The organism is Herbidospora solisilvae (assembly GCF_009901565.1).
Lineage (GTDB): Bacteria > Actinomycetota > Actinomycetes > Streptosporangiales > Streptosporangiaceae > Herbidospora > Herbidospora solisilvae.
Genome location: NZ_WXEW01000009.1, coordinates 202,976 through 221,299 on the forward strand (window position 1 = coordinate 202,976; position 18,324 = coordinate 221,299).

Sequence of the window (18,324 nt, forward strand, 5' to 3'; positions counted from 1 at the left end):
GGCAGAAACGGGCCGCGCCGTTGATCATCGGTGGTTAGACTCGTTGGGTTCGCGCTGGTTGGTGGCGGTTTCGGGGGTCTGGGTGGCGTCGATCGGATGGCGTAGCTGAGATTCACCCGCGCGGTGTTGGGCCTGGAGCTGGCGGAGGTGTTCATTCCCTCGACCGGTGAGGTGGAGTGGCGCGCGGCAAGATGCAGGATGACCAGCATCTGCTGGCGTTTCTGGTGTGTTTGAAGACCCACCAGCGATGGGTACTTCCCGAAGCTCGCCGACGTCCCGAAGATTCATTGTCCGGTCGTTGCTCACGGCCGGTCGAGACGTCGAGCGGCGTGGGGGTCTCCTTGCTCGGCTCGAGCGCGTAGCTCCTGGACCTTTCCCTGTTCCGCCAGCAGCTCCGCAAGTTGTCGCGACGCGTGCCCATCGCCGGAGTCCGCGTGGGCGCGCAGGAGGGAGATGGCCTCGTCGGAACGGCCGTGACGAGCGAGCAGGTCGGCCTGCTCCCGGTGATTACCGCGGCCGCGCAGGATAGCGAGCGCTGCATCCATGTGGCCATTCTCGGCGAGCACGTGTGCCAGTCCGTAGGCCGGATGGTCTTCGCCGCTGTTAGGGAGGCTGTTGATGACGGTGACGGCCTCTTCGATCCGTCCCCGTTCGGCAAGCACGCGGGCCAGTCCTTGTGCGGCGAGTGGGTCTCCGTCATCGGTACGGGCGCGCAGCTCTTCCATCTGCCCTTGGGCGGCGAGCATCCGGGCCAGATGCCAGGATGCGTGTCGGTCGCCGCTGTCGGCGGCGGCGCGTATCCGATCGATCCGTCCGTCCTTGGCCAGCAGGTTGGTCAGTTGCTGGGCGAGGTTGGAGTCGCCGGCGTGGGCGGCAAGCAGCGTGATCGCCGCCTCCGTCCGGCCCTGGTCGGCAAGAACACCGGCGAGTTGCGAGACGGCGCCGGGATCTCCATGAGCGGCGCGGGCTCGCAGGAGGTCGTCGTACGGGGCCCGGGCGAGATGGTCTTGCAGGAGCAGGTGGCGGAACTGCCAGGCGGTTCCGGTTTGGCGCAGGACATCGCGTTGGTGGGCATCACGCAAGAAGACCCCGAGACGCAGGGGTAGCCAGCCCTGGACGGCGAGGAGGAGATGGGCGGTGCGGAACCAGATCCAGGCCCACCCGCCGGCCAGGACGGCGGCCGCGGCTCCGTAGGCGACCATGGCGCAGGCGGCCGTGGTAGCGGGGTCGGGGCCACCGGGCAGGAGAAAGGCCGCAGCGGCGAAGGTGAGCGCGTTGACCGGGCTGTACCGAAGGGCGGCGATCAGCGCGGTGCGGTGGTTGGCCCGAAAGGCGGCCTCGGGAGTGGGCTCGCGGGGGCGGGCGACGATCGGCAGCGGCATCATCCGGGTGGCGAGCCAGGCGACGGCACCCCCGGCGATCCCGGCAAGCAGGTCCACGCTGACAAGACCGACGCCCACGCCAACAGTGAACGCGATCCGGGGGGTAAGCGCCTGGCAGGGCGGCAGCTCCCGATCCAGCGCCGAAGTAGGGATGAACAACTCTTCACCGAAAGGATCTCGTCTGGCGATGGTGAGGATCACCGCAGCCAGGGCCGCGGCTGCCAAGCCCGGAAGGGGGCCGACGAGCAGACCGGCCGTCATGCCGAGAATGGCGGCGCCGGTCGCGGTGATGCCGAGTGCTGCGAGGGAACGCGTGCGCTGGGGGCGAGCCGCCATCAGCTCGACGGGAAGATGCCACCACCTCAGGTTGGGTGCGTAGCTCTCGTGGAGGTGATGCGCCAAGCAAGTCAACCAGCGCGTGGCCTGCACCGGCGCGTACGCGCGGCGCTTTCTGCCGTCGGGCGGCGTCGGTCGGCCGGTTTCGTAGACGCTGGTGAGGTAGGTGCCGATGAGGATGGAGGCGATGGCGTCACGATCGACGTGGCCGAGCAGATCGGCGGGTTGCGCCGCCGTCGTGCCGTAGGCGGTGCGGGCCAGCGACACCATCAACGGGGTGGACAGCACGGAGGCGAGAGGCCCGTCACGGTGGCGGCGCAGGTGCATGAATACCGGCTCCCAGCGTTCGGGAGCGGGAGGCGACTGTGACAGGAAGGCGATCACCTGGTCCACGCCGACCGGTTCGATCTCCACCACGGCGGCACGGGCCAGGAACGTGTCACTGGCAGACACGGCGTTTTCGTATTCCACGATCCGGCAGGTCACCACCAGAGGGTTTCCGGCCGAGGCGTAGTCGTGCAGCATTTCCACCGCCGCCGCGCGGTGTTCGGCGGGTAACTCGTCCAGGCCGTCCAGGACGGCTAGCACCAGGCGCTCGGCTATCAGTGCCTGAGCCAGGTTCCGGTTCTCGCCTGCGGGCTCGGCCAAGTGGGGGTATTCGCCAGCCAGCCGTCGTGCGAGAAACGCCGCTATATGTTCACGTTCCGGATTCCAGCCTCCGATCTGCAGTAGGACGGGGACTGGCTCACTGGTTGCACGATGCTCGATCAGCCCCAGCGTCAGCAGTATGGCCAGCACGCTCTTGCCCGCACCCGCTGCACCGATGACCACGAGCTGCCGGTGCGGCAGTTCCAGGAACCTGGCGACGATGCCTTCCACATCGCCTTCCAGCGGCATGTCCTGCCAGGTCGTCCCGGGCTCGTCCAGCACGAACTCGCGCGCGGTCGCAATCGGCCGCCCGGTCGACGACCACCACACCCGTAGCGGCACCTGACGGCGGACCCGGCGCAGCGCCACCTCGTGCTCCCATTGGGGCCGCACCTTGCTCGCGAGTCCCGCTGCCGCGGACGTGATCAGGGCGGCACGATCGACCAGCTGTACCGGTGAGTGGCGGAGCTGGCTCACAACCGTGACCGCACCGAGGAGGACGGTCAGCGTCCACATCAACGGCGCCCACCACCAGGCCGTCACCTCGACGGTACCGGTCGCCAGATTCGCCACCAGTCCGACGACGATGGGCGCCGTGGCCCATGTCACCCGGGACACCGTCCGGGGCGCAGGCGCCCGCCTCCTCATGTCAGACAGCATGACGCCGAGCACCCGCGTGGACAACATGAGCCCGTCCTAGCCTGGTCTCAACCAGCGGCCCATTTCTGCTGTATTCCGGTGGCACCCGCCGTTGACGGGGGCGGCCGGGGTGGTCGGAGTGGTCATCAGGCACCGTCCGGAGCGTCGTCGGGGGTGGTCGGGCGGGTCACGGAGATGAGCCAGGCCAGCTCTGCGGCCACGGTGTCCGGGTCGTCGGGGGCGTAGTCCCGTTCCGGCTCGCTGGCCCAGCGGGTGGTCGGCAGCGCGTGGCGGTCGACGACCTGGCGGCGGAAGACGTCCTCGCTCTCGACCAGCCGCAGGGTGGGTTTCGTCGCGAGGGCCTCGGCATCAGCCGACGCGACGGAACGCGATCCGACCTGGCCACCATGCAGGCCAGCAGTCGGGGCGGTGTCCGAGCCGGGGCCAATGACGGCGGGGCGGCCCGCCGCCAGCTGTCGGCGGGCCATCGCTCGGGCGGCCTCGGGGCTGCTGGCGGCCAGCATCGTGCGGGCGCGCATGGCCGGGCCGGTGGTATCCACCCGCCGCGAGGCGGCGGCTTGGCGCTCCTGGCGGGCCTGGTCCTGGGGTCGCCGTAGAACTCGCCGAAAATCGGGCGGATATAGCCCGATAGGCTCCTGAGCTGACGATCTTCGTCCTCTGGCAGGAGGTGGCCGGTTGGCGACGCAAGTGTTCGTGGAACTGGAACTGGAAGCCCTGCGGAGATTCCCCGAAATCGGCCGGGAGGAGCTATTCCGGTTCTTCACGCTGACGCCAGCGGACATGGCCGACGGCGGCCGGATCGTGTCGATCGGTAGCACCGGGGCCACGTCCATGCGCTTTGCCGGTGGGGCGGACTATGTGGCGTCCAAGGCGGCGGTGGCGGCCTACACCCGTGGCTGGTCCCGGGATCTGGGCGCCCGCAACATCACTGTCAACGTCGTGCAGCCCGGCGCCATCGACACCGAGATGAACCCGGAATCGGGACCGGCGGCCGAGGCGATGACGAGCTTGACCTCGCTCGGCCGCTACGGGCGGCCCGAGGAGATCGCCGGCGCCGTCGCGTTTCTGGTCGGACCGGACGGTCCTACCTCACCGGGGCCACCCTCAACGTGGATGGGGGCCAGTCCGCCTGACCGTCGTCATCCGCATCCACGAGCACGGCGGCCCGTCGGTCCTGCGCGTCGAATAGGCCGAGGTGGGCGAGCCCGGACGCGGCGCCAGGTGCTGCTACGGCAGCAGGCCATCAGCGTCAACTTTTCGACGCCATCGTCCGCCGCGGCGACGTCGGATTCCCGCCGTGGCGGTGCTCGGCTTCGCGGCCAGCGACGGGGCGGGCTACTTCTTTCACCCCGGCGCGTACGCCGAATAACGTCTGGTCGACGCGGCTTCGCTCATAGCGCTGCCGGACGATCAGCGCCGAACAGGCGGCGGCCAAATCCGCCACCGCCGCCGGCCATGAGAAAGCCTCACCATGAATCAAGGAGCCTTCACTATGGCGCACCACGCCGCTGACCTCGCTCACAAGAATCTGCTGAACGTCTTCGGCGAACGCGATCCCGAAACGCGTGCCACGGTGATTCGGGAGGTCTACGCCGAGAATGTGACCTTCGCCGATCCGGAGGAGGTCGTCGTCGGCTGGGACGCGCTCGACAGCAAGGCCCAACGCCTGCTGGATGAAGCACCCGGGTTCGTGTTCCGTCCGGTCGGTGAAGTCCGGATCGTCGACAACCTCACGTACCTGGCCTGGGCCTTCGGCCCGGAGGGCGTGCCGCCGGTGGCGACCGGCGCGGACATCTCGATCGTGGAGAACGGCCGGATCACCCACCTGTACACGATGCTCGACCCGGCACCGGGGTCGGAAAAGCCGGCGTGAGTCCGGCAGGCGATCGGCAGATGCTGCGCGACCTCGTCGACGCCTACGCGCCTGACGCGCACCGTCGGGACCTTGTCCAGCAGGCACACATCTTCACGGACGATGCCCGCGTCACTCTCTTCGACGGGAAGCCGGGCGTCCATCCGCCGACGCAGGAGGTGCAGGGCATGCGGGCCTCGTCGAGGCGTCCCACAGGCCGCCGCGATGAAGAACCTGCCGAGCGATTTCAGGTCGCTGATGCTGCTCGCGGGCGTCGTGCTCGAGGCGGCGCGCTGTCACTGCTGTTTTAGACGCGTCAGGTGCGTCCAGAACTAATCTTGATCTTGTTTGTTGAGGAGAGACATGACGTTCGACAAGAGGGCGGTGACTTTTGGTCACGTCGCCCCGGTGCAGGTCTATTTCGATGACCCGACGCGCTCGGGATGTTGCACCACGCGCGCTTCGCGACCCTCCTTGACCGTGGTATCGACGCTTACTGGCGGTCCAAGGGGTACGCCGTCAGCGCCTCCGCCGACGTGGGCGACGGGCTGAACGTGGTGCGTGCCCTGACCCTTACCTACCACCATCCCGTCACCGAGGTGGGGGAGATCTTCCTCTGGCTCTGGGTGCGTCACCTGGGAACCACGAGCGTTCAGTACGGCTTCCGGTTTGTCGACGGCGACGGTACAACGGTGTTCGCCGAGGGCACGCGCACGAACGTCCGGATCGACCCTGCGACGATGCGCCCCGCCCCGTGGAGCGACGCCGCCCGGGCCGACGCCCGCGAGCTGCTGGGCGCGGAGGGCTCGGAAGCTCCCGAACTCATTCGTCGGTAGTCCGGCTGCCGATCATCCTGGGCAAAGCACCCAGCGCCAGTGTCGAACACCGCCAGATTGATCTCCCAATGCGTGAATCGGAACGTGGCGCGGTCGAGGCATGAACCTTTTCCGCCGACGTCCGTCATGACTTTGTGATGGGCGGATTTCGGGAGGCTAAATGAAGATCCTTGTCTCAACGACTGCGCGACTGAGTCATCTACGGGCGGTGCTCCCGTTAGTGACGGCGAGCGTGGAAGGCGGTCACCACATGGCGCTGGCCGCGCCGCGCTCGTTGGCGGAGTGTGTCACCGGTGACCGATCTCCGACGCGCGTGCGTCTGAAGGAGTGTGAGTGTGCGTCGCGGATCAGCAGGCGAACTCAATCCCCTGTACCTGGTTGCACGACTCTTACCGACACCCCTAGGCCCGAGGGTCATTCCGCGCGGTGGCGCCCGATCCGCCGGCGCAGTGCCACCAGCCGCTCACCGGCCAGGCCCACGGCGTGTTCCTCGCCCGACTCGCCCAGTTCCACCCCGCAGATCACCACCGGCCCGTGGAAGGTCTGCCACGGATCCCCGCTCAGGTCAGCGGCCAGCGCCGAGGCCGCCGCGTTGACCGCCCGGGAGATCGACCCGGGCGGGCCGGCCGACCCGGTGCCCGCCCACAGATCCAGACCCCGGTCGATGGCCACCGCATCGCCCGCTCAGCACCGGTCAGCGCGCTGAGCATCGCGGCGCGTTCGGCCGGGTCGGCCGGGAGGTCGATCTCGCGCGAGCGGCCGTCGACCTCGATTAGCAGACAGATCATGACGCGCTCCCGTTCACGGTCGGTGGGCCGCTTACAGAAATGGGCCCGGAAATGAGGCCCCGTGGGCCCGCGCCCATCCTGCCCGGAACCGCCCCGGTACTGGTGATCTTGTACGTGAACGTACGTCAATCAGTACGCGCTTACTCACGTACCAAGACGCCCACCGCCACCGGCGCGAGGGCGAGTAGCACCGTCCCCCGCCGTCGGCGACCTCTTCGCGTCGGGGCGATTCGTCGCGCGCCGGCGGCCGCCGCGGTGTACGACGAAAGGCATGACTGGCAACGTGACGTATTCGACTGTGTCGTATTCGCTTTCCTCGCCAGCAGGTCCCCCCGGGTGCGGGGGCCTGCTGCGTTCGGCGATTTCCGCGAAATCATCGGCGCCAGATCTGGGCTCCAGGCGGGCAAGGCCCGCCTACCCGCCAGCATGAGGGGTCAGTTTGCCCCGAGCGTGAAGATGTCGACGGCGCCGGTGTAGGAGGTGAGACCGGAGGTGACGCACTTCGTGGCGAGTTCGATCGGCGAAGTGGTCGCCCGTCCTGACAGGCGCATGTTGCCGGCTTCGATGGAGAACCTGGTGGCCTCAAGGCGGATGGAGGCCTGGGGTGCCTCGGTCGTGGTGCCGTCGTTCCAGGCGATCTGGAGTCTTCCGTAACCTGCGGTCAGCGGGCTGGGGCAGTTACCCGTGCCGGAGGCCACGATCCGGAACACGCCGCCGGTGATCTTCTTGTTCGGCTCGGAGGAGCAGACGCCCAGGTCGCCGTTGCCCGTGATCTGAGAGGTCGCCCTCTTGAAGGTGACGCCGGGGTTCAGGCTCGCGTTGAAGCTTCCGCCGTGGCAGGTGATGGTGGCCTCAGCTTCGGCGGTGGCAGGGGCGGCGGGGGTGGCGGACAGTCCGGCGGCGAGGGCGAACACCCCGGCCGTGATCAGTGAACGCATGACGGCGACCTTTCGGCAGACGATGTTTCCGCTGCTCATGATCACCGTGCGGGGTGCGCGTCTGGAGTCCGCGCGGATTGGTGTCGTTCTGGAGTTGGTCAACGACGTGCTTGGGGGCCGGCCGGATCAGGCGGGCCCGGCTGGCATGCTCCCGTGGGTGGCTCTCGTGTCGGCCGATGACGCAGGACAGGTTCCCGCCTGACGCGAGAAATTCGCATCGGACGCGAATCCAACGAAGCAGCCTGGTCAGGCTCCCGCGCGTCCTTCGGTGCGTCCGCCCTGCGCCGGACCCGCGTTCCATATGCCCAGGTAGGGGGCGCACATCAAGGGTGTCGTGTTCGCATCCGATGCGAATACCAGACGGTCTCGAGGGCCGGAGCAAGATAGTGGGTAAGGCGGACTTACTGTCCGACGTGCGCGCTGGAGACCGTTGGGAACCCCGGGGGACCGCGCCTGGCCGTCGCTCAGCCCGTCCGCCAGGTCGCGTCTGAAGCGCCGTGAGCCGGTGCTGGCGTTGCCCGTCGACCGTATTGAACCGCACCCGCTGTCCCGTCCGGCCGAACCCTGCAACCGTCCATCGCGCTGAGCTGCGAGTTGCAAAGTAGGTCAATACGCCGACCGCCGATCTCGTTCGGACTTAACTTGCATCTTCCGGAGGCAAGAGCGGGGGCTCTATCGGCCCCGGTGCCACCATCGGCTGACCGGCTTCGGCGGATGGGACGGCACTGAAGACATCGCGAGTCGTGCGATCGCCTCCGCGTTCGGAGTATCGGGAGTAGGCGGCATATCGTCACTCCAGATCAGGAGTTCCTCGCCGTTCGCGCCCCAGACATCCGGGTGGATGCCCATGGTGAAGAAGACAATGCCGCTCCCGACATGCGTCATCTCGATCTCGGCGGTGGGGAAACAGACCACCGCGTTGATGCCTGGCTCGATCGTGTACTCGTTGCCCCACGGCTCGAAGCAGAGCCAGAGCGGGCGGCCATCATCAGCGGAGAGGCGCAAGGCGACGGCGGCATCCTCCGGACGGATCGGCATGGCCCTATTTTGCAGACAGATCGTCTGCGGCCAATGGGCGCCCCCTGGGAGCCGCCAGTACTCCGGTCGCCTCTGGCGAATGCAAGGTGCATCCGTACGTCGCAAGATCAGGTGCAAGGTAAGTCCGGAAGGTGCAAGGTTCGCCCGGACGGGACACCCGCAACGGGTGTTCATCCGGATACGTATCGCGACGAAGTGACGATACCTTAGCACTCTAAATGATCTTGAGCTGTCAGTGATTCTCAGGGAATCGTTCTCCTGGTGGCTGAGTCGCTTCCTTCATTTGGTGACGCTTGGTGATCGTCTCAGCGGTTGTCTTCGTCTTCGTCTCGCGCGCGTCTGCACATAGGCACGGAGACGAAGAGGGGTCCCGGTAGTAATGGCACAGGATCCAAACGATACGCCTCTGACCTGCCCTTATGCAGAGGCCTCGGGCTGGTGGGCCAGACCTGAGCTCTGCGAATCAATGCAGGTCAGAGGCGTATCTGTTGGATTTTCGGCCGAAGCTACGGGGACCCCGTCCTGTTCGGCCCGCAGCGTCACGGTCCGGGTCGCGGCGGCCGCGCTGGGGAGCTGGAGTCCCTCGCGCAAGCCGTGCTCGTCGAACCATTCGGCCAGCCGGTAGCGGAGCCCGGTTCGACGAAGCGACCTTCACTGGAGACGCCTCGTTCTACAGGGCGACCTTCACCCGAGACGCCTACTTCCGCGAGGCGACCTTCACCGGAGACGCCTGGTTCGACGGGGCGACCCTCACCGGGGAGGCTCGGTTCGACGGGGCGACCTTCACCGGGAACGCCCGGTTCGCCGGGGTGACTTTCACCAGGCCGCCCGGTTCGATGGGGCGAGTTTTGGCCGGCCCCCGGAGTGGCCGGCGGGGTGGCGGTTGGAAGTTACCGAGAAGGAGGCGGCGCATCTGGTGGCGGACGACGGGCCCGCGTCCGGGCCTGCGGCCGGTTCGTGAGAGCACTCTCGCAATTCGGTCATTATGGAAGAAATCGTGCCAACATAATGAGGTTTCGGCTCGCGGTATGGAGGCGCTTCGACGGTGACGAGCTCCAGAGAGTCCGGGTAGCAATCGCCGAGAATCCAACGAGCCCGTCCCTGAACTGCGTAGACGCTTGGGCCCCTCGGGGGCGCGTCGGCGAGGTCGACCTGGATGGGGCGCAGCCGGCTGGGGGATGGGCGCATGAGTTCGCTACGGGAGTTCGTTTAGCTTTATCAGGGCCTTACGTGCTAGGCACTTTGTTGGGTAAGTACAGGAGTCGCAATTGCCGGTACTCCCACCGGCAGGGCCACCGCGGTATTCACCTGGCTTGCAAAGCGCATATGATTACCGCGGTGGCCATTTAACCTATTGGCCTCATCGGTCTATGATTGCCGAGTTCGACTGGGCTGCTATGTCTCGATAAGTTCATCCAATTTTTCTACCGATTTTGGCGTGCCCAATTCTTGAGCGGCAGACACCAGGCGCTCGTAGTAATTCGAGGAAATGGAAAGTTCATCCTCGTAGATCCATGAGCACATCGTGTCGAAGGCCAGCTCCTCTTCACCTACGTTCATGAGATGGCGCACATCGGCGATGACTTCTTCCGAAGTGAGTGGAGATTCATCGAGAAGTTGTGTTATAAGGGCTCGCAGGTACTGATACCGCTCCACTTGCCCAGCTCCTCTACTTCGGGAAGGCCGTGAGGATTTTATCGTCCAGCGGCTGATAGCGAACCTCGATGGTAACCCCGCGGACCTCGCCAGTGATCGCTTGAACGGCGGGCTCGCCCTTGCACGTCTTGTGAGTCTTATCAGCATAGTTGGGAGAGCCCGTCTTCCACACCCGACTGCTCTTCGGGCTTGTGGCTACGTCTGCTACAGCATCAAGGATGTCGTCGTTGCTCCATTCCTTGGGAAACACCGTCTTCCCAGGAAGTCCTGGATAAGCGTGACCCTTAAGAATGTGCTCGGCGGCGTCCTTCCCGATCAGGCTCCCGCCAACTTTGAGACCTGTGGCTGCGCCCACTGCTAATTTGATCCCCCGCACGGGAGGCAGGAAGCTAGCTAATTCCAAAAGGTCATCGTTTTCGACAACATGCCCACGGTCGCAGTGCTTACATTTATCTGCGCTCTCATTCTTTTTCTTGTATTCGTCGAGAGTCTCTTTATCGGCCTTTTGGCGGCAGGATCCTTGCCTCGTTTAACCCAGTTGTTGTCTCTTTGCTGGTAGTGCTGCTGGTATCTCTTCGAGTCCCGCTTATTGACCGCTGCGGCTTTCTTTTTGAGCTTTTTGTCTTTGGTCTTGTCGGCGAGCCGGTCCAGGTTCCCGGCCCGCTGCGGGCAGTAGTCCGGGGAGCAGAGGCCAGTCGGGTCTGCGTTACCGATGGGGTTGTTGACCGCGTAGCTGTAGGGGTTAAAGCTCTGCGGTGCGGTCGTCGATCCGAGGAGAGGATCGGTGGAGATGAACTTGCCGATGGTGGGGTCGTAGTAGCGGGCGGAGAGATAGTCCAGGCCGGTGGAGTCGTCTTCGATCTTTCCCAGGAAGCCGCGGTCGGTGCCGGGGAGGTTGTCTGCTCCGCGGCGCTGTCCGTAGGGAAGGTAGCGCTGACGGGAGACCTGGCTAGTGGCGTCGTTGATGGCGAGCTGCGAAGAGCCGTGCAGGCCAGACAGCATCCAGGTGAGGCCGGTGCCTGTGGTGCGTATCGCGACCATTTCGCCATCGGAGGTGGCGTAGTAGCGCTTGCCGGTGACGGTGCCACCGCTGACGGACAGTTCCATCGATCCGATGTACAGAGTCGCGGTGCCGTCAGGGTCGCGGCGGATGAGACGTTCCCCGTCGGCGCCGTACACCATCGTGGTGTCATCGCCGTCGATGGTGGCCTTCTCCAGCTGACCGAGCCGGTTCCAGCTGAAAGTGCCGTCCTTCCCAGCGACGGTGCGGGCGGTCAGCTGCCCGGCGTTGTCGTAGACGTAGGTGTTGGGGCCTTGCGGTGTGGTGAGGCTGGTCAGGGCGTTGGGCCGGGTGGCGGTCGGCCCGGCGCCGGGGTAGGTGTAGGTGGAGTTCTGACCCTGGTTGGTGACGCTGGTGATGTTGCCGACCGGGTCGTAGGTCCAGGCCTGGTTGTAGGGGTCGACGCCCAGCCCGTCGAAGGTCGTGCTGCAGGTGGCGCCGGTGGTGGTGTAGGCGCTGGTGAGCCGGTGGAGGCCGTCGTAGCCGAAGCATTCGGACTGGCCGCTGGTCTGGCCGGGCACCGCTGAGGCCGCGTCCAGCACGCGGGTGATGTCCCCGCCGGTGTTGTAGAAGAACTGGTCGTCGTGGACGTTCTGCGGTGTGGCGGTGTCGGCCTTGTTGGTGGTCGTGACCCGGTCGAGCCAGCCGGTGGCGGTGTTCCAGGTGTAGTTGCGGCGGACCTTCCCGGCCGAACCGTATTGGCGTTCGGTGAGGAGAGCGGTCGGGGAGTAGGCCGTGGAGGTGACGTAGGTGAAGCCGCCGCCGAAACTGGAGGTCAGCCCGTTGGCCATTCGACCTGGGCGTGCCGGTGACGATCCCGGCCGGGACCGACTGGCTGGCCCCCGCGACCGGGCTGCTGTCGCTGGCCGTGGCCACCGGCCCGCTGCCGCCGATCCTGGCCGCGCTGCGGGGACCGGCCGGGACGCCGCCCTTCACCACCGGACGGGTCGTCGCCGTGCTGCGCCTGCTGCCGGAGGTCGAGCAGCGCCTGACCGCCCTGCTCACCGACCTCCCCGCCGCCGACGGCTCCACGGCGGCGCCCGGGTCGCCGACCCGCGCGCCGGTCCGCACGTTCGCGCTGCAGCTGCCCGCCACCGTGACCACGCTCGCGGCGCTGAAGCCGCTGATCGACCCGCCGATCCCGGTGTTGTCCTCGCCGGGCGAGGAGGCCGCGCACGTCGGGCTGAGCGTCACCGGCGGCGTCCTGGGCAACGCGGGCGACCCCATGACCGACCTCAAGCGGCACACGCAGAAGCTGCTCGTCTTCCCCAGCGGCGCGACCGCGACCCTCTACGCCTTCGACGACCGGGGCCGCTCGATCGACGCCGGCGCGGTGGCCGCCTGGTGGACCCGGCTGACCACGACCTTCTCCAACCTGTTCGCCCCCGGTGCGGCCACCCGCGTCGCCACCACCACCGCGCAGCTCACCGTCCAGCTCACCGGCCCGGCCGACGCGCCCGCCGACGAGGCGGTGCTGTCCCGGCTGACCACGGCCAACGTGACGGGCACCGGCCCGGTCCGGGTACGCGGCACCGAAAGCGCCGCCGCCACGTTCACCCTGACCGGCGGGAGCGCCGACGCCGCGCCCCTGCCCCTGCTGGCCGCCCTGCCCGGCGGGACCTACGGGCAGTCCGTCGGCCTGTGGCCGGACGGCCCGGTCGGCGGGGTCACCCGCGACTTCGTCCGCGTGGCGCTCCTGGACGTCGAACGGCACCTGACCGGGCAACCCCGGATCGCCCCGGCCGGGGCGGAGGAGGAGGCGCAGCGCCGGGCCGCCGCCCAGAAGCGGGCCTCCACCCGCACCCTCGTCGACCGGGCCGAACCCGGCGTGCTGCTCGCCACCGCCGAAGCGGCCATGGCCGAACTGGTCGCCGTGCTGGGCGCCGGGGCGGCGACCCTCGTCGCGCCGGTCCTCGACCGGGCCGCCGGCGCGCTGACCGCGCCCGCCCTGCCCACCGGCCCGGCTCCGGCCACGCTCCCCAATCCGGTCACCATGACCGCGCTGACCGGCGGCGGCAGCGACGAGGGCGGAACCGTCGCCGGGCAGCGGGTGCTCGTGCAGACCTCCGTCGATCCGGCGCTGGCCGGGGCCTGGTTGCGGGTGTGGCCGCAGTACCTCGACATGGTGGAGGGGGTGCACCGGCGCAGCGCGGGCGGCGGCGGGCTGGTAGACGCCTCCGGGGTCGTCCGGGCGGTGGTCCGGCTGCCCGACGGGGTGGTCGCGCCGGACAACCGGATGGGGCTGGACCTCATGCTGGTCACCTCGGCCGGAGCCGTCCGCTATCCCGAGGTGCGGCTGGAGCGGCCGGCCCCGGTCGGCGGCACGCCCCTCGACCTGGCCGCCGTCACCGGGCCCGTCGTCGCCTGCGAGACCGGGCAGACCTTCACCGGCGGCGTCCCCGCCGGGGCCCTGCCGTCCGGGGTGACGCTGGTGGCGCTCACCACGCCGCCCGCGCTGGTGGCCGTCCCGGCGGCCCAGTGGAACGGCGCGACCGTCTCCTCAGCGCTGACCGGCGGCGACGTGGTCCAGCTGACCGAACCGGCGTGGAAGGGATGGCGCGGCGGCGAGGCGATCGGCACCCGGATCCTGCGCACCGGCCTCACCCGGCTCGTCCAGGTCGGCGCGCCGCTGCCGACCCAGGCCCGCGACGAGGTCGCGGCGGCCGTGCTCACCTCCGCCACCGCCACCGGCGTGGTGGCGGCGGTACGCCCGCTCGGCGCGCACCACGAACTGCCCGCCCACCAGACCGGGCACCCCGGCGCGCCCGCCGACGACGAACGCCACGGCACCGGCGCGCGGCTGCGCGGCCCCGCCGTGACCGGGCTGTTCGAGATCCTCCGCGAACGCGTGGCCGGGACCACGGCCACGCTCGCCTCGGCCGCCGAGGCCGCGCTCCCCGTCCCGGCCGCGCCCACGTCCCCCGGCGCGTGGGCGGCGACCCTGCGGACCGTGGGTTTCGGCGTGGAGGCCGAACCCGCCCTGACCGAGGCCATGCACGTGGCCGGCTTCCCGTTCGACGGCACCGCCGACGACGTCCACACCTGGCTGACCTCCCGCGGCGTGCCACTACCCGCCGCGCTGTCCGCCTCGGTCCTGCGCGCGGTCAGCCGCCGCCTGTTCGGCGCGCACACCGGCTACCGCGAGACCGCGACGGCGCTGGCGGCGGCCTTCGCCGGCGCCCAGGACTTCGTCTACCTCGAAAGCCCCGCCCTGGACGCCAGCGGGATGGGCGGCCCCGCCCCGCTCAACCTCTGGCAGACCCTCGTCGACCGGGTGAGCGCCAACCCGGTCCTGCGTGTGCTCGTCTGCCTGCCGCTCCGGCTCCCGCCCGGCACCCCCGCGAAACTGCAGCGCGTCCGCGACCACGGCGTACGCCAGGCGCTCGACGCCCTGCGCGCCGTCGCGGGCGACCGCCTGGCGGTCTTCACCCCCGCCACAGGACCGGGCCGCGCCCTCCACCTGGAGGCCACCAGCGTGGTGGTCGACGACGCCTTCGCCCTCACCGGCGGCACCCACCTGTGGCGCCGCGGCCTCGGCTTCGACTCCTCCCTGGCCGTGAGCGTCTTCGACGAACGCCTGATCAACGGCCGCCCGGCCGACGTCGTCACCTTCCGCCGCACCCTCATCTCCGGCCGCCTCGGCCTGCCGACAAGCCTGCTGCCGGAGGACCCGCCCGAACTCGTGGCCGCCGTACGCCGCCTGTCGGCCAGGGGCGGCGGGCAAAGGCTGGCCCCCGACCCCGTTCCGGCGCCCGACCCGGTGCCGACCGACCTCGACGTGGCCGTGTGGAACCGGGACGGCTCTCCCACCGGTTCCTTCGACGCGCTGGCCTGGTTGACGGGCCTGGCCGCGGCCGTTCAGGCAGAACTGGCCGCCGAGGTGCCCGGCTCCGGGTGACCCGGGCGCCTACCGGCCCGCCGGCAGCTGCTCGGCCAGCCGCTCGAGTCCGGCCCCCTCCACCGGTCCCGTTCAGGAAGGGCCGGTGGCCGTTCCCAGCCGCACCCTGATGCCGAACGGGTCGAGCACCAGGGAGACCCGCTCGCCCCACGGCTGGTCGACCGGCTCCTCGACGACTGTGAAACCGCGTTGGGCCAGGTCGGCGGTGGTGGCGTCGACGTAGAACCACAGCAGCACCGGGGACGGAGCGGGCGCCAGACCGGGCACCACGCCCAGGCCGAGCGTGGCCTCACCCAGGCGGAGGCTGACGTACCGGGTCTCGCCGTCCGGCGGGAACCGGTAGTCGATCACGCCGCCCAGGCCGTCGCGGTAGAAGGCCAGAGCCCGGTCCAGGTCGGCGACCTCGATGATGGGAAACCCGTCCATCCGCCGATGCTATGCGGCGGGCCGTGGCGGGGCCGTCACCAGCTCTGCCCCGGAGTCAGGACGCGCCGGGTCCGGTCCCCGGTCCAGGCCGCTTCCAGGATCGCCGTCAGGCTGGCGGTGTCGGTCGGGCCCGGATGGTTCTGGATCAGGCGGGTGACACCGCTGGCCATCTCCGCGAAGCGCGGGAGGTCGGCGCGTGCCACGCCGATGTCCGCCAGGGTGGCGGGGATGCCGATGTCGGCCAGGAGCCCTTCGAGCCAGGTGAGGAACACCTCCGCGGCCTCGTCGTCCGAGGCGTCGGTCACGTCGAGCCCGCACACCCGGGCCAGGACGGCCAGCCGGTCGCCGATGGCGTCCCTGGCCGCGTCCAGCGCGTAGGGCAGCAGCAGCCCGACGCCCAGGCCGTGCGGGGTGTGGGTGGCCGCGCCGATGGGGTACTGCAGGGCGTGCGGAGCGGCGTTGCCGGCGTGGGAGAAGGCGATGCCGGCCAGCATCGACCCGTAGGACATGTCCGCGCGCGCCTCCTTGTCGCCTCCGTTCTTGACGGCGCGGGGCAGGCTGCGGGCGATGCGCTCGGCGGCCAGGAGCGCGTAGTGGTCGGTGATCGGGTTGCGGCCGAGGAAGACCTGCTCCACCGCGTCGCGCGGCCCGTGGGGGCGGGGTCGCGCGGTGTAGCTCTCCACCGCGTGGCAGAACGCGTCGATGCCGGAGTGGGCGGTGACGCTCGCGGGGCAGGAGTAGGTGAGCTCGGGGTCGACGATGGCGAAGTCGGGCACGATGTGGACGCTGGAGACGCCCACCTTCAGCGCGCGGTCCGGGTCGGTCAGCACGGATACGGGCGTGAGCTCCGAGCCGGTGCCCGACGTCGTCGGGACCGCGACGAGGGGAATCGTCGGCCCCGGCACCTTCGCCTCGCCGTAGAAGTCGCGCGGCGTCCCGCCGTGGACCCGGATGACGCCGACGATCTTGGCGAGGTCGATCACCGTGCCGCCGCCGATGGCGAGGATCACGTCCGCGTCCACCTCGGCGGCGGCCGAGACGGCCAGGGCGACGTCGGCGAGCGGCACGTCCGGAGTCGCGTCGGCGAACACGCCGACGGCGTGGACCTTCTCCCGCACGGCGGCCACGATCTCGGCCACGCCCGGCTGCCCCAGCAGGACCCGGTCGGTCACGACGAGGACGCGCGAGCCGCACTCGGCCACCACGCGTGGGATGTTCTGCGCGACCCCTTCGCCCACCATCAGCTGGCGTGGTCCGCGGACGGTCTCAAGCATGTCGGTGCCTCTCTGGAACGTCGGCGGTGGTGGGCCGGGGGGCCGTCGCGATGAGGACGCCGGTCACGGCAGGTCGATCGCCGCGTAGGTGACGTCGAGGTACTCGAGGATGCCCTCGTGCGACCCCTCCTTGCCGATGCCCGACTGCTTCACGCCTCCGAACGGAGCCGACGGGTCGGAGATGAGACCGCGGTTGACGCCGACCATGCCCGTCTCCAGCCCCTCGGTGAACCGCAGCGCCCGCTGCAGGTCGCGGGTGAAGACGTAGCCGACCAGGCCGTGCTCGGTGTCGTTGGCCTTCGCCAGCACCTCCTCGTCGGAGGTGAACGAGATGATCGGCGCCACCGGGCCGAAGATCTCCTCCTCCAGCATCCGCGCGTCGTCGGGCACGTCGACGAGGACCGTGGGCGGGTAGAAGTGGCCCGGCCCGTCGGGACGCTCGCCGCCCACCACGACGCGGGCGCCGCGATCGACCGCGTCGGCGACGAGTTCGTCGATCTTGGCGACCGAGGCCTCGTCGATCAGCGCCCCGACCTCCACGCCGTCGTCCAGGCCGTGGCCCACCGACAGCGCGGCCATGCGCTTGGCGAAGCGGGCGGTGAACTCCTCGCGCACCGGCTCCTCGACGTAGATGCGGTTGGCCGCGATGCAGGACTCCCCGATGTTGCGCATCTTGGCGACCATGGCGCCGTTGACCGCGACGTCCAGGTCCGCGTCGGCGCACACGATCAGGGCCGCGTTGCCGCCCAGTTCCATGGAGGTGCGCAGCACGTTGTCCGCCGCCTGCCGGAGCAGCACGCGCCCGACCTCGGTCGACCCGGTGAAGGAGAGCTTGCGGGTCCGGCGGTCGGCCAGCAGCGCCGAGACCACCTCGCCGGAGCGTTTGGTCGTCACGACGTTGACGACGCCCGGGGGAACCCCGGCCTCCTCCATGATGCGGGCCAGGAACAGCATGGTGAGCGGCGTCTGGGCGGCCGGCTTGGTGATCGTCGTGCAGCCCGCCGCCAGCGCCGGGGCGATCTTGCGGGCGCCCATGGCCAGCGGGAAGTTCCAGGGCGTCACGAAGACGCACGGCCCGACCGGCTTGGGCACGGTGAGGATGCGGTAGCCACCGTTGGGAGCGGTGTTGTAGCGGCCCTCGACGCGCACCGCCTCCTCGGCGAACCAGCGGAAGAACTCGGCGCCGTAGGCCACCTCCGCCCGGGCCTCGGCCAGCGGCTTGCCCATCTCCAGCGTGATCAGCCGGGCGACCTCCTCGGCCCGCTCGGTCAGCGCCCGGTACGTCGCGGTCAGCAACTCCGACCGTTTCCGCGGCGGGGTCGCCGCCCACTGCGCCATCGCCTCGCTCGCCGCGTCCAGAGCGGCGAGCCCGTCGGCGACGCCGGCGTCGGCCACCTCGGCGATGGTCTTGCCGGTGGCCGGGTCCTCGACGGCGAAGGTGGCTCCGCTTGCGGCCTCGCGCCAGGCGTCGCCGATCCGGAGCCGCCGGTGTTCGGGGGCCAGGACGTTCATCGGGTCACTCACTGTGTCCC

17 protein-coding genes are annotated in these 18,324 nt (G+C 69.3%); 6 read left to right on the top strand and 11 right to left on the bottom strand.

Features of this window, described 5'->3' with window-relative positions; all coding sequences use genetic code 11:
• Positions 1-302: 302 nt before the first annotated feature.
• Both GT755_RS29440 and GT755_RS29445 read right to left on the bottom strand, forming a co-directional pair.
• Positions 303-2,975 carry an NACHT domain-containing protein gene (locus GT755_RS29440; RefSeq protein ID WP_161482840.1) on the bottom strand — a complete coding sequence of 891 codons (2,673 nt, stop codon included), beginning with the start codon at positions 2,973-2,975 and terminating at the stop codon, positions 303-305.
• A 176-nt stretch (positions 2,976-3,151) separates the two neighbouring features.
• Positions 3,152-3,544, bottom strand: a complete 393-nt coding sequence (locus tag GT755_RS29445) for a hypothetical protein (protein ID WP_161482841.1) — start codon at positions 3,542-3,544, stop codon at positions 3,152-3,154.
• Between the two features lie 175 nt (positions 3,545-3,719).
• Between GT755_RS29445 and GT755_RS41655 the strand changes: the two genes are divergently transcribed.
• The 4 genes from GT755_RS41655 (at position 3,720) to GT755_RS29465 (ending at position 5,714) form a co-directional block, all read left to right on the top strand.
• On the top strand, positions 3,720-4,538 hold the full coding sequence (locus GT755_RS41655) for an SDR family oxidoreductase (protein WP_407929435.1): 819 nt from the start codon (positions 3,720-3,722) through the stop codon (positions 4,536-4,538).
• Positions 4,519-4,899: a nuclear transport factor 2 family protein gene (locus GT755_RS29455; RefSeq protein WP_161482842.1), complete on the top strand. Its 381-nt coding sequence runs from the start codon at positions 4,519-4,521 to the stop codon at positions 4,897-4,899. The genes GT755_RS41655 and GT755_RS29455 overlap by 20 nt, the downstream gene beginning before the upstream one ends.
• 20 nt (positions 4,900-4,919) lie before the next feature.
• Positions 4,920-5,189: a hypothetical protein gene (locus GT755_RS29460; protein ID WP_161482843.1), complete on the top strand. Its 270-nt coding sequence runs from the start codon at positions 4,920-4,922 to the stop codon at positions 5,187-5,189.
• Between the two features lie 132 nt (positions 5,190-5,321).
• Positions 5,322-5,714, top strand: coding sequence for an acyl-CoA thioesterase (locus GT755_RS29465; protein WP_161482844.1), 393 nt, complete (start codon positions 5,322-5,324; stop codon positions 5,712-5,714).
• A gap of 414 nt (positions 5,715-6,128) precedes the next feature.
• Here GT755_RS29465 and GT755_RS29470 read toward each other — a convergent pair whose 3' ends face one another.
• The 3 genes from GT755_RS29470 to GT755_RS29480 form a co-directional block, all read right to left on the bottom strand.
• Complete coding sequence (locus GT755_RS29470) at positions 6,129-6,386, bottom strand: hypothetical protein (RefSeq protein WP_161482845.1); 258 nt, start codon at positions 6,384-6,386, stop codon at positions 6,129-6,131.
• Between the two features lie 550 nt (positions 6,387-6,936).
• A complete protein-coding gene (locus GT755_RS29475; protein WP_161482846.1) occupies positions 6,937-7,440 on the bottom strand; it encodes a hypothetical protein in 504 nt (167 codons plus the stop codon).
• A 672-nt stretch (positions 7,441-8,112) separates the two neighbouring features.
• Positions 8,113-8,478: a hypothetical protein gene (locus GT755_RS29480; protein WP_161482847.1), complete on the bottom strand. Its 366-nt coding sequence runs from the start codon at positions 8,476-8,478 to the stop codon at positions 8,113-8,115.
• Positions 8,479-8,897: 419 nt separating this feature from the next.
• On the opposite strand from GT755_RS29480, the gene GT755_RS41660 reads away from it, so the two are divergent.
• Positions 8,898-9,527 carry a pentapeptide repeat-containing protein gene (locus tag GT755_RS41660; RefSeq protein ID WP_161482848.1) on the top strand — a complete coding sequence of 210 codons (630 nt, stop codon included), beginning with the start codon at positions 8,898-8,900 and terminating at the stop codon, positions 9,525-9,527.
• Positions 9,528-9,873: 346 nt separating this feature from the next.
• On the opposite strand, the gene GT755_RS29490 is transcribed toward GT755_RS41660, so the two are convergent.
• From GT755_RS29490 to GT755_RS29500, 3 genes are read right to left on the bottom strand one after another with little or no spacing between them, the layout of a single operon-like run.
• A complete protein-coding gene (locus GT755_RS29490; protein WP_161482849.1) occupies positions 9,874-10,134 on the bottom strand; it encodes a MafI family immunity protein in 261 nt (86 codons plus the stop codon).
• 13 nt (positions 10,135-10,147) lie between these two features.
• Positions 10,148-10,489, bottom strand: a complete 342-nt coding sequence (locus GT755_RS29495) for an EndoU domain-containing protein (RefSeq protein WP_161482850.1) — start codon at positions 10,487-10,489, stop codon at positions 10,148-10,150.
• A gap of 38 nt (positions 10,490-10,527) precedes the next feature.
• Complete coding sequence (locus GT755_RS29500) at positions 10,528-11,985, bottom strand: RHS repeat-associated core domain-containing protein (RefSeq protein ID WP_161482851.1); 1,458 nt, start codon at positions 11,983-11,985, stop codon at positions 10,528-10,530.
• Positions 11,986-12,002: 17 nt separating this feature from the next.
• On the opposite strand from GT755_RS29500, the gene GT755_RS29505 reads away from it, so the two are divergent.
• Positions 12,003-15,092, top strand: coding sequence for a phospholipase D-like domain-containing protein (locus GT755_RS29505; protein WP_161482852.1), 3,090 nt, complete (start codon positions 12,003-12,005; stop codon positions 15,090-15,092).
• Between the two features lie 72 nt (positions 15,093-15,164).
• On the opposite strand, the gene GT755_RS29510 is transcribed toward GT755_RS29505, so the two are convergent.
• The 3 genes from GT755_RS29510 to GT755_RS29520 all read right to left on the bottom strand — a co-directional run bounded on the left by GT755_RS29510 (position 15,165) and on the right by GT755_RS29520 (position 18,316).
• Complete coding sequence (locus GT755_RS29510; RefSeq protein WP_161482853.1) at positions 15,165-15,518, bottom strand: VOC family protein; 354 nt, start codon at positions 15,516-15,518, stop codon at positions 15,165-15,167.
• Between the two features lie 35 nt (positions 15,519-15,553).
• The gene (locus tag GT755_RS29515; protein WP_161482854.1) at positions 15,554-16,792 is read right to left on the bottom strand and encodes an iron-containing alcohol dehydrogenase; all 1,239 of its coding nucleotides are present in this window, start codon (positions 16,790-16,792) and stop codon (positions 15,554-15,556) included.
• A gap of 63 nt (positions 16,793-16,855) precedes the next feature.
• Positions 16,856-18,316, bottom strand: coding sequence for an NAD-dependent succinate-semialdehyde dehydrogenase (locus GT755_RS29520; protein WP_161482855.1), 1,461 nt, complete (start codon positions 18,314-18,316; stop codon positions 16,856-16,858).
• Positions 18,317-18,324 lie beyond the last annotated feature (8 nt).

What these genes read in the sequence shown, in the direction of transcription:
- GT755_RS29510 (WP_161482853.1), bottom strand. Translation starts at nt 15,518, where the DNA reads ATGGACGGGTTTCCCATCATCGAGGTCGCCGACCTGGACCGGGCTCTG.
- GT755_RS41660 (WP_161482848.1), top strand. Translation starts at nt 8,898, where the DNA reads ATGCAGAGGCCTCGGGCTGGTGGGCCAGACCTGAGCTCTGCGAATCAA.
- GT755_RS29515 (WP_161482854.1), bottom strand. Translation starts at nt 16,792, where the DNA reads ATGCTTGAGACCGTCCGCGGACCACGCCAGCTGATGGTGGGCGAAGGG.
- GT755_RS29455 (WP_161482842.1), top strand. Translation starts at nt 4,519, where the DNA reads ATGGCGCACCACGCCGCTGACCTCGCTCACAAGAATCTGCTGAACGTC.
- GT755_RS29500 (WP_161482851.1), bottom strand. Translation starts at nt 11,985, where the DNA reads ATGGCCAACGGGCTGACCTCCAGTTTCGGCGGCGGCTTCACCTACGTC.
- GT755_RS29460 (WP_161482843.1), top strand. Translation starts at nt 4,920, where the DNA reads ATGCTGCGCGACCTCGTCGACGCCTACGCGCCTGACGCGCACCGTCGG.
- GT755_RS29475 (WP_161482846.1), bottom strand. Translation starts at nt 7,440, where the DNA reads ATGCGTTCACTGATCACGGCCGGGGTGTTCGCCCTCGCCGCCGGACTG.
- GT755_RS29480 (WP_161482847.1), bottom strand. Translation starts at nt 8,478, where the DNA reads ATGCCGATCCGTCCGGAGGATGCCGCCGTCGCCTTGCGCCTCTCCGCT.
- GT755_RS29465 (WP_161482844.1), top strand. Translation starts at nt 5,322, where the DNA reads ATGTTGCACCACGCGCGCTTCGCGACCCTCCTTGACCGTGGTATCGAC.
- GT755_RS29445 (WP_161482841.1), bottom strand. Translation starts at nt 3,544, where the DNA reads ATGCGCGCCCGCACGATGCTGGCCGCCAGCAGCCCCGAGGCCGCCCGA.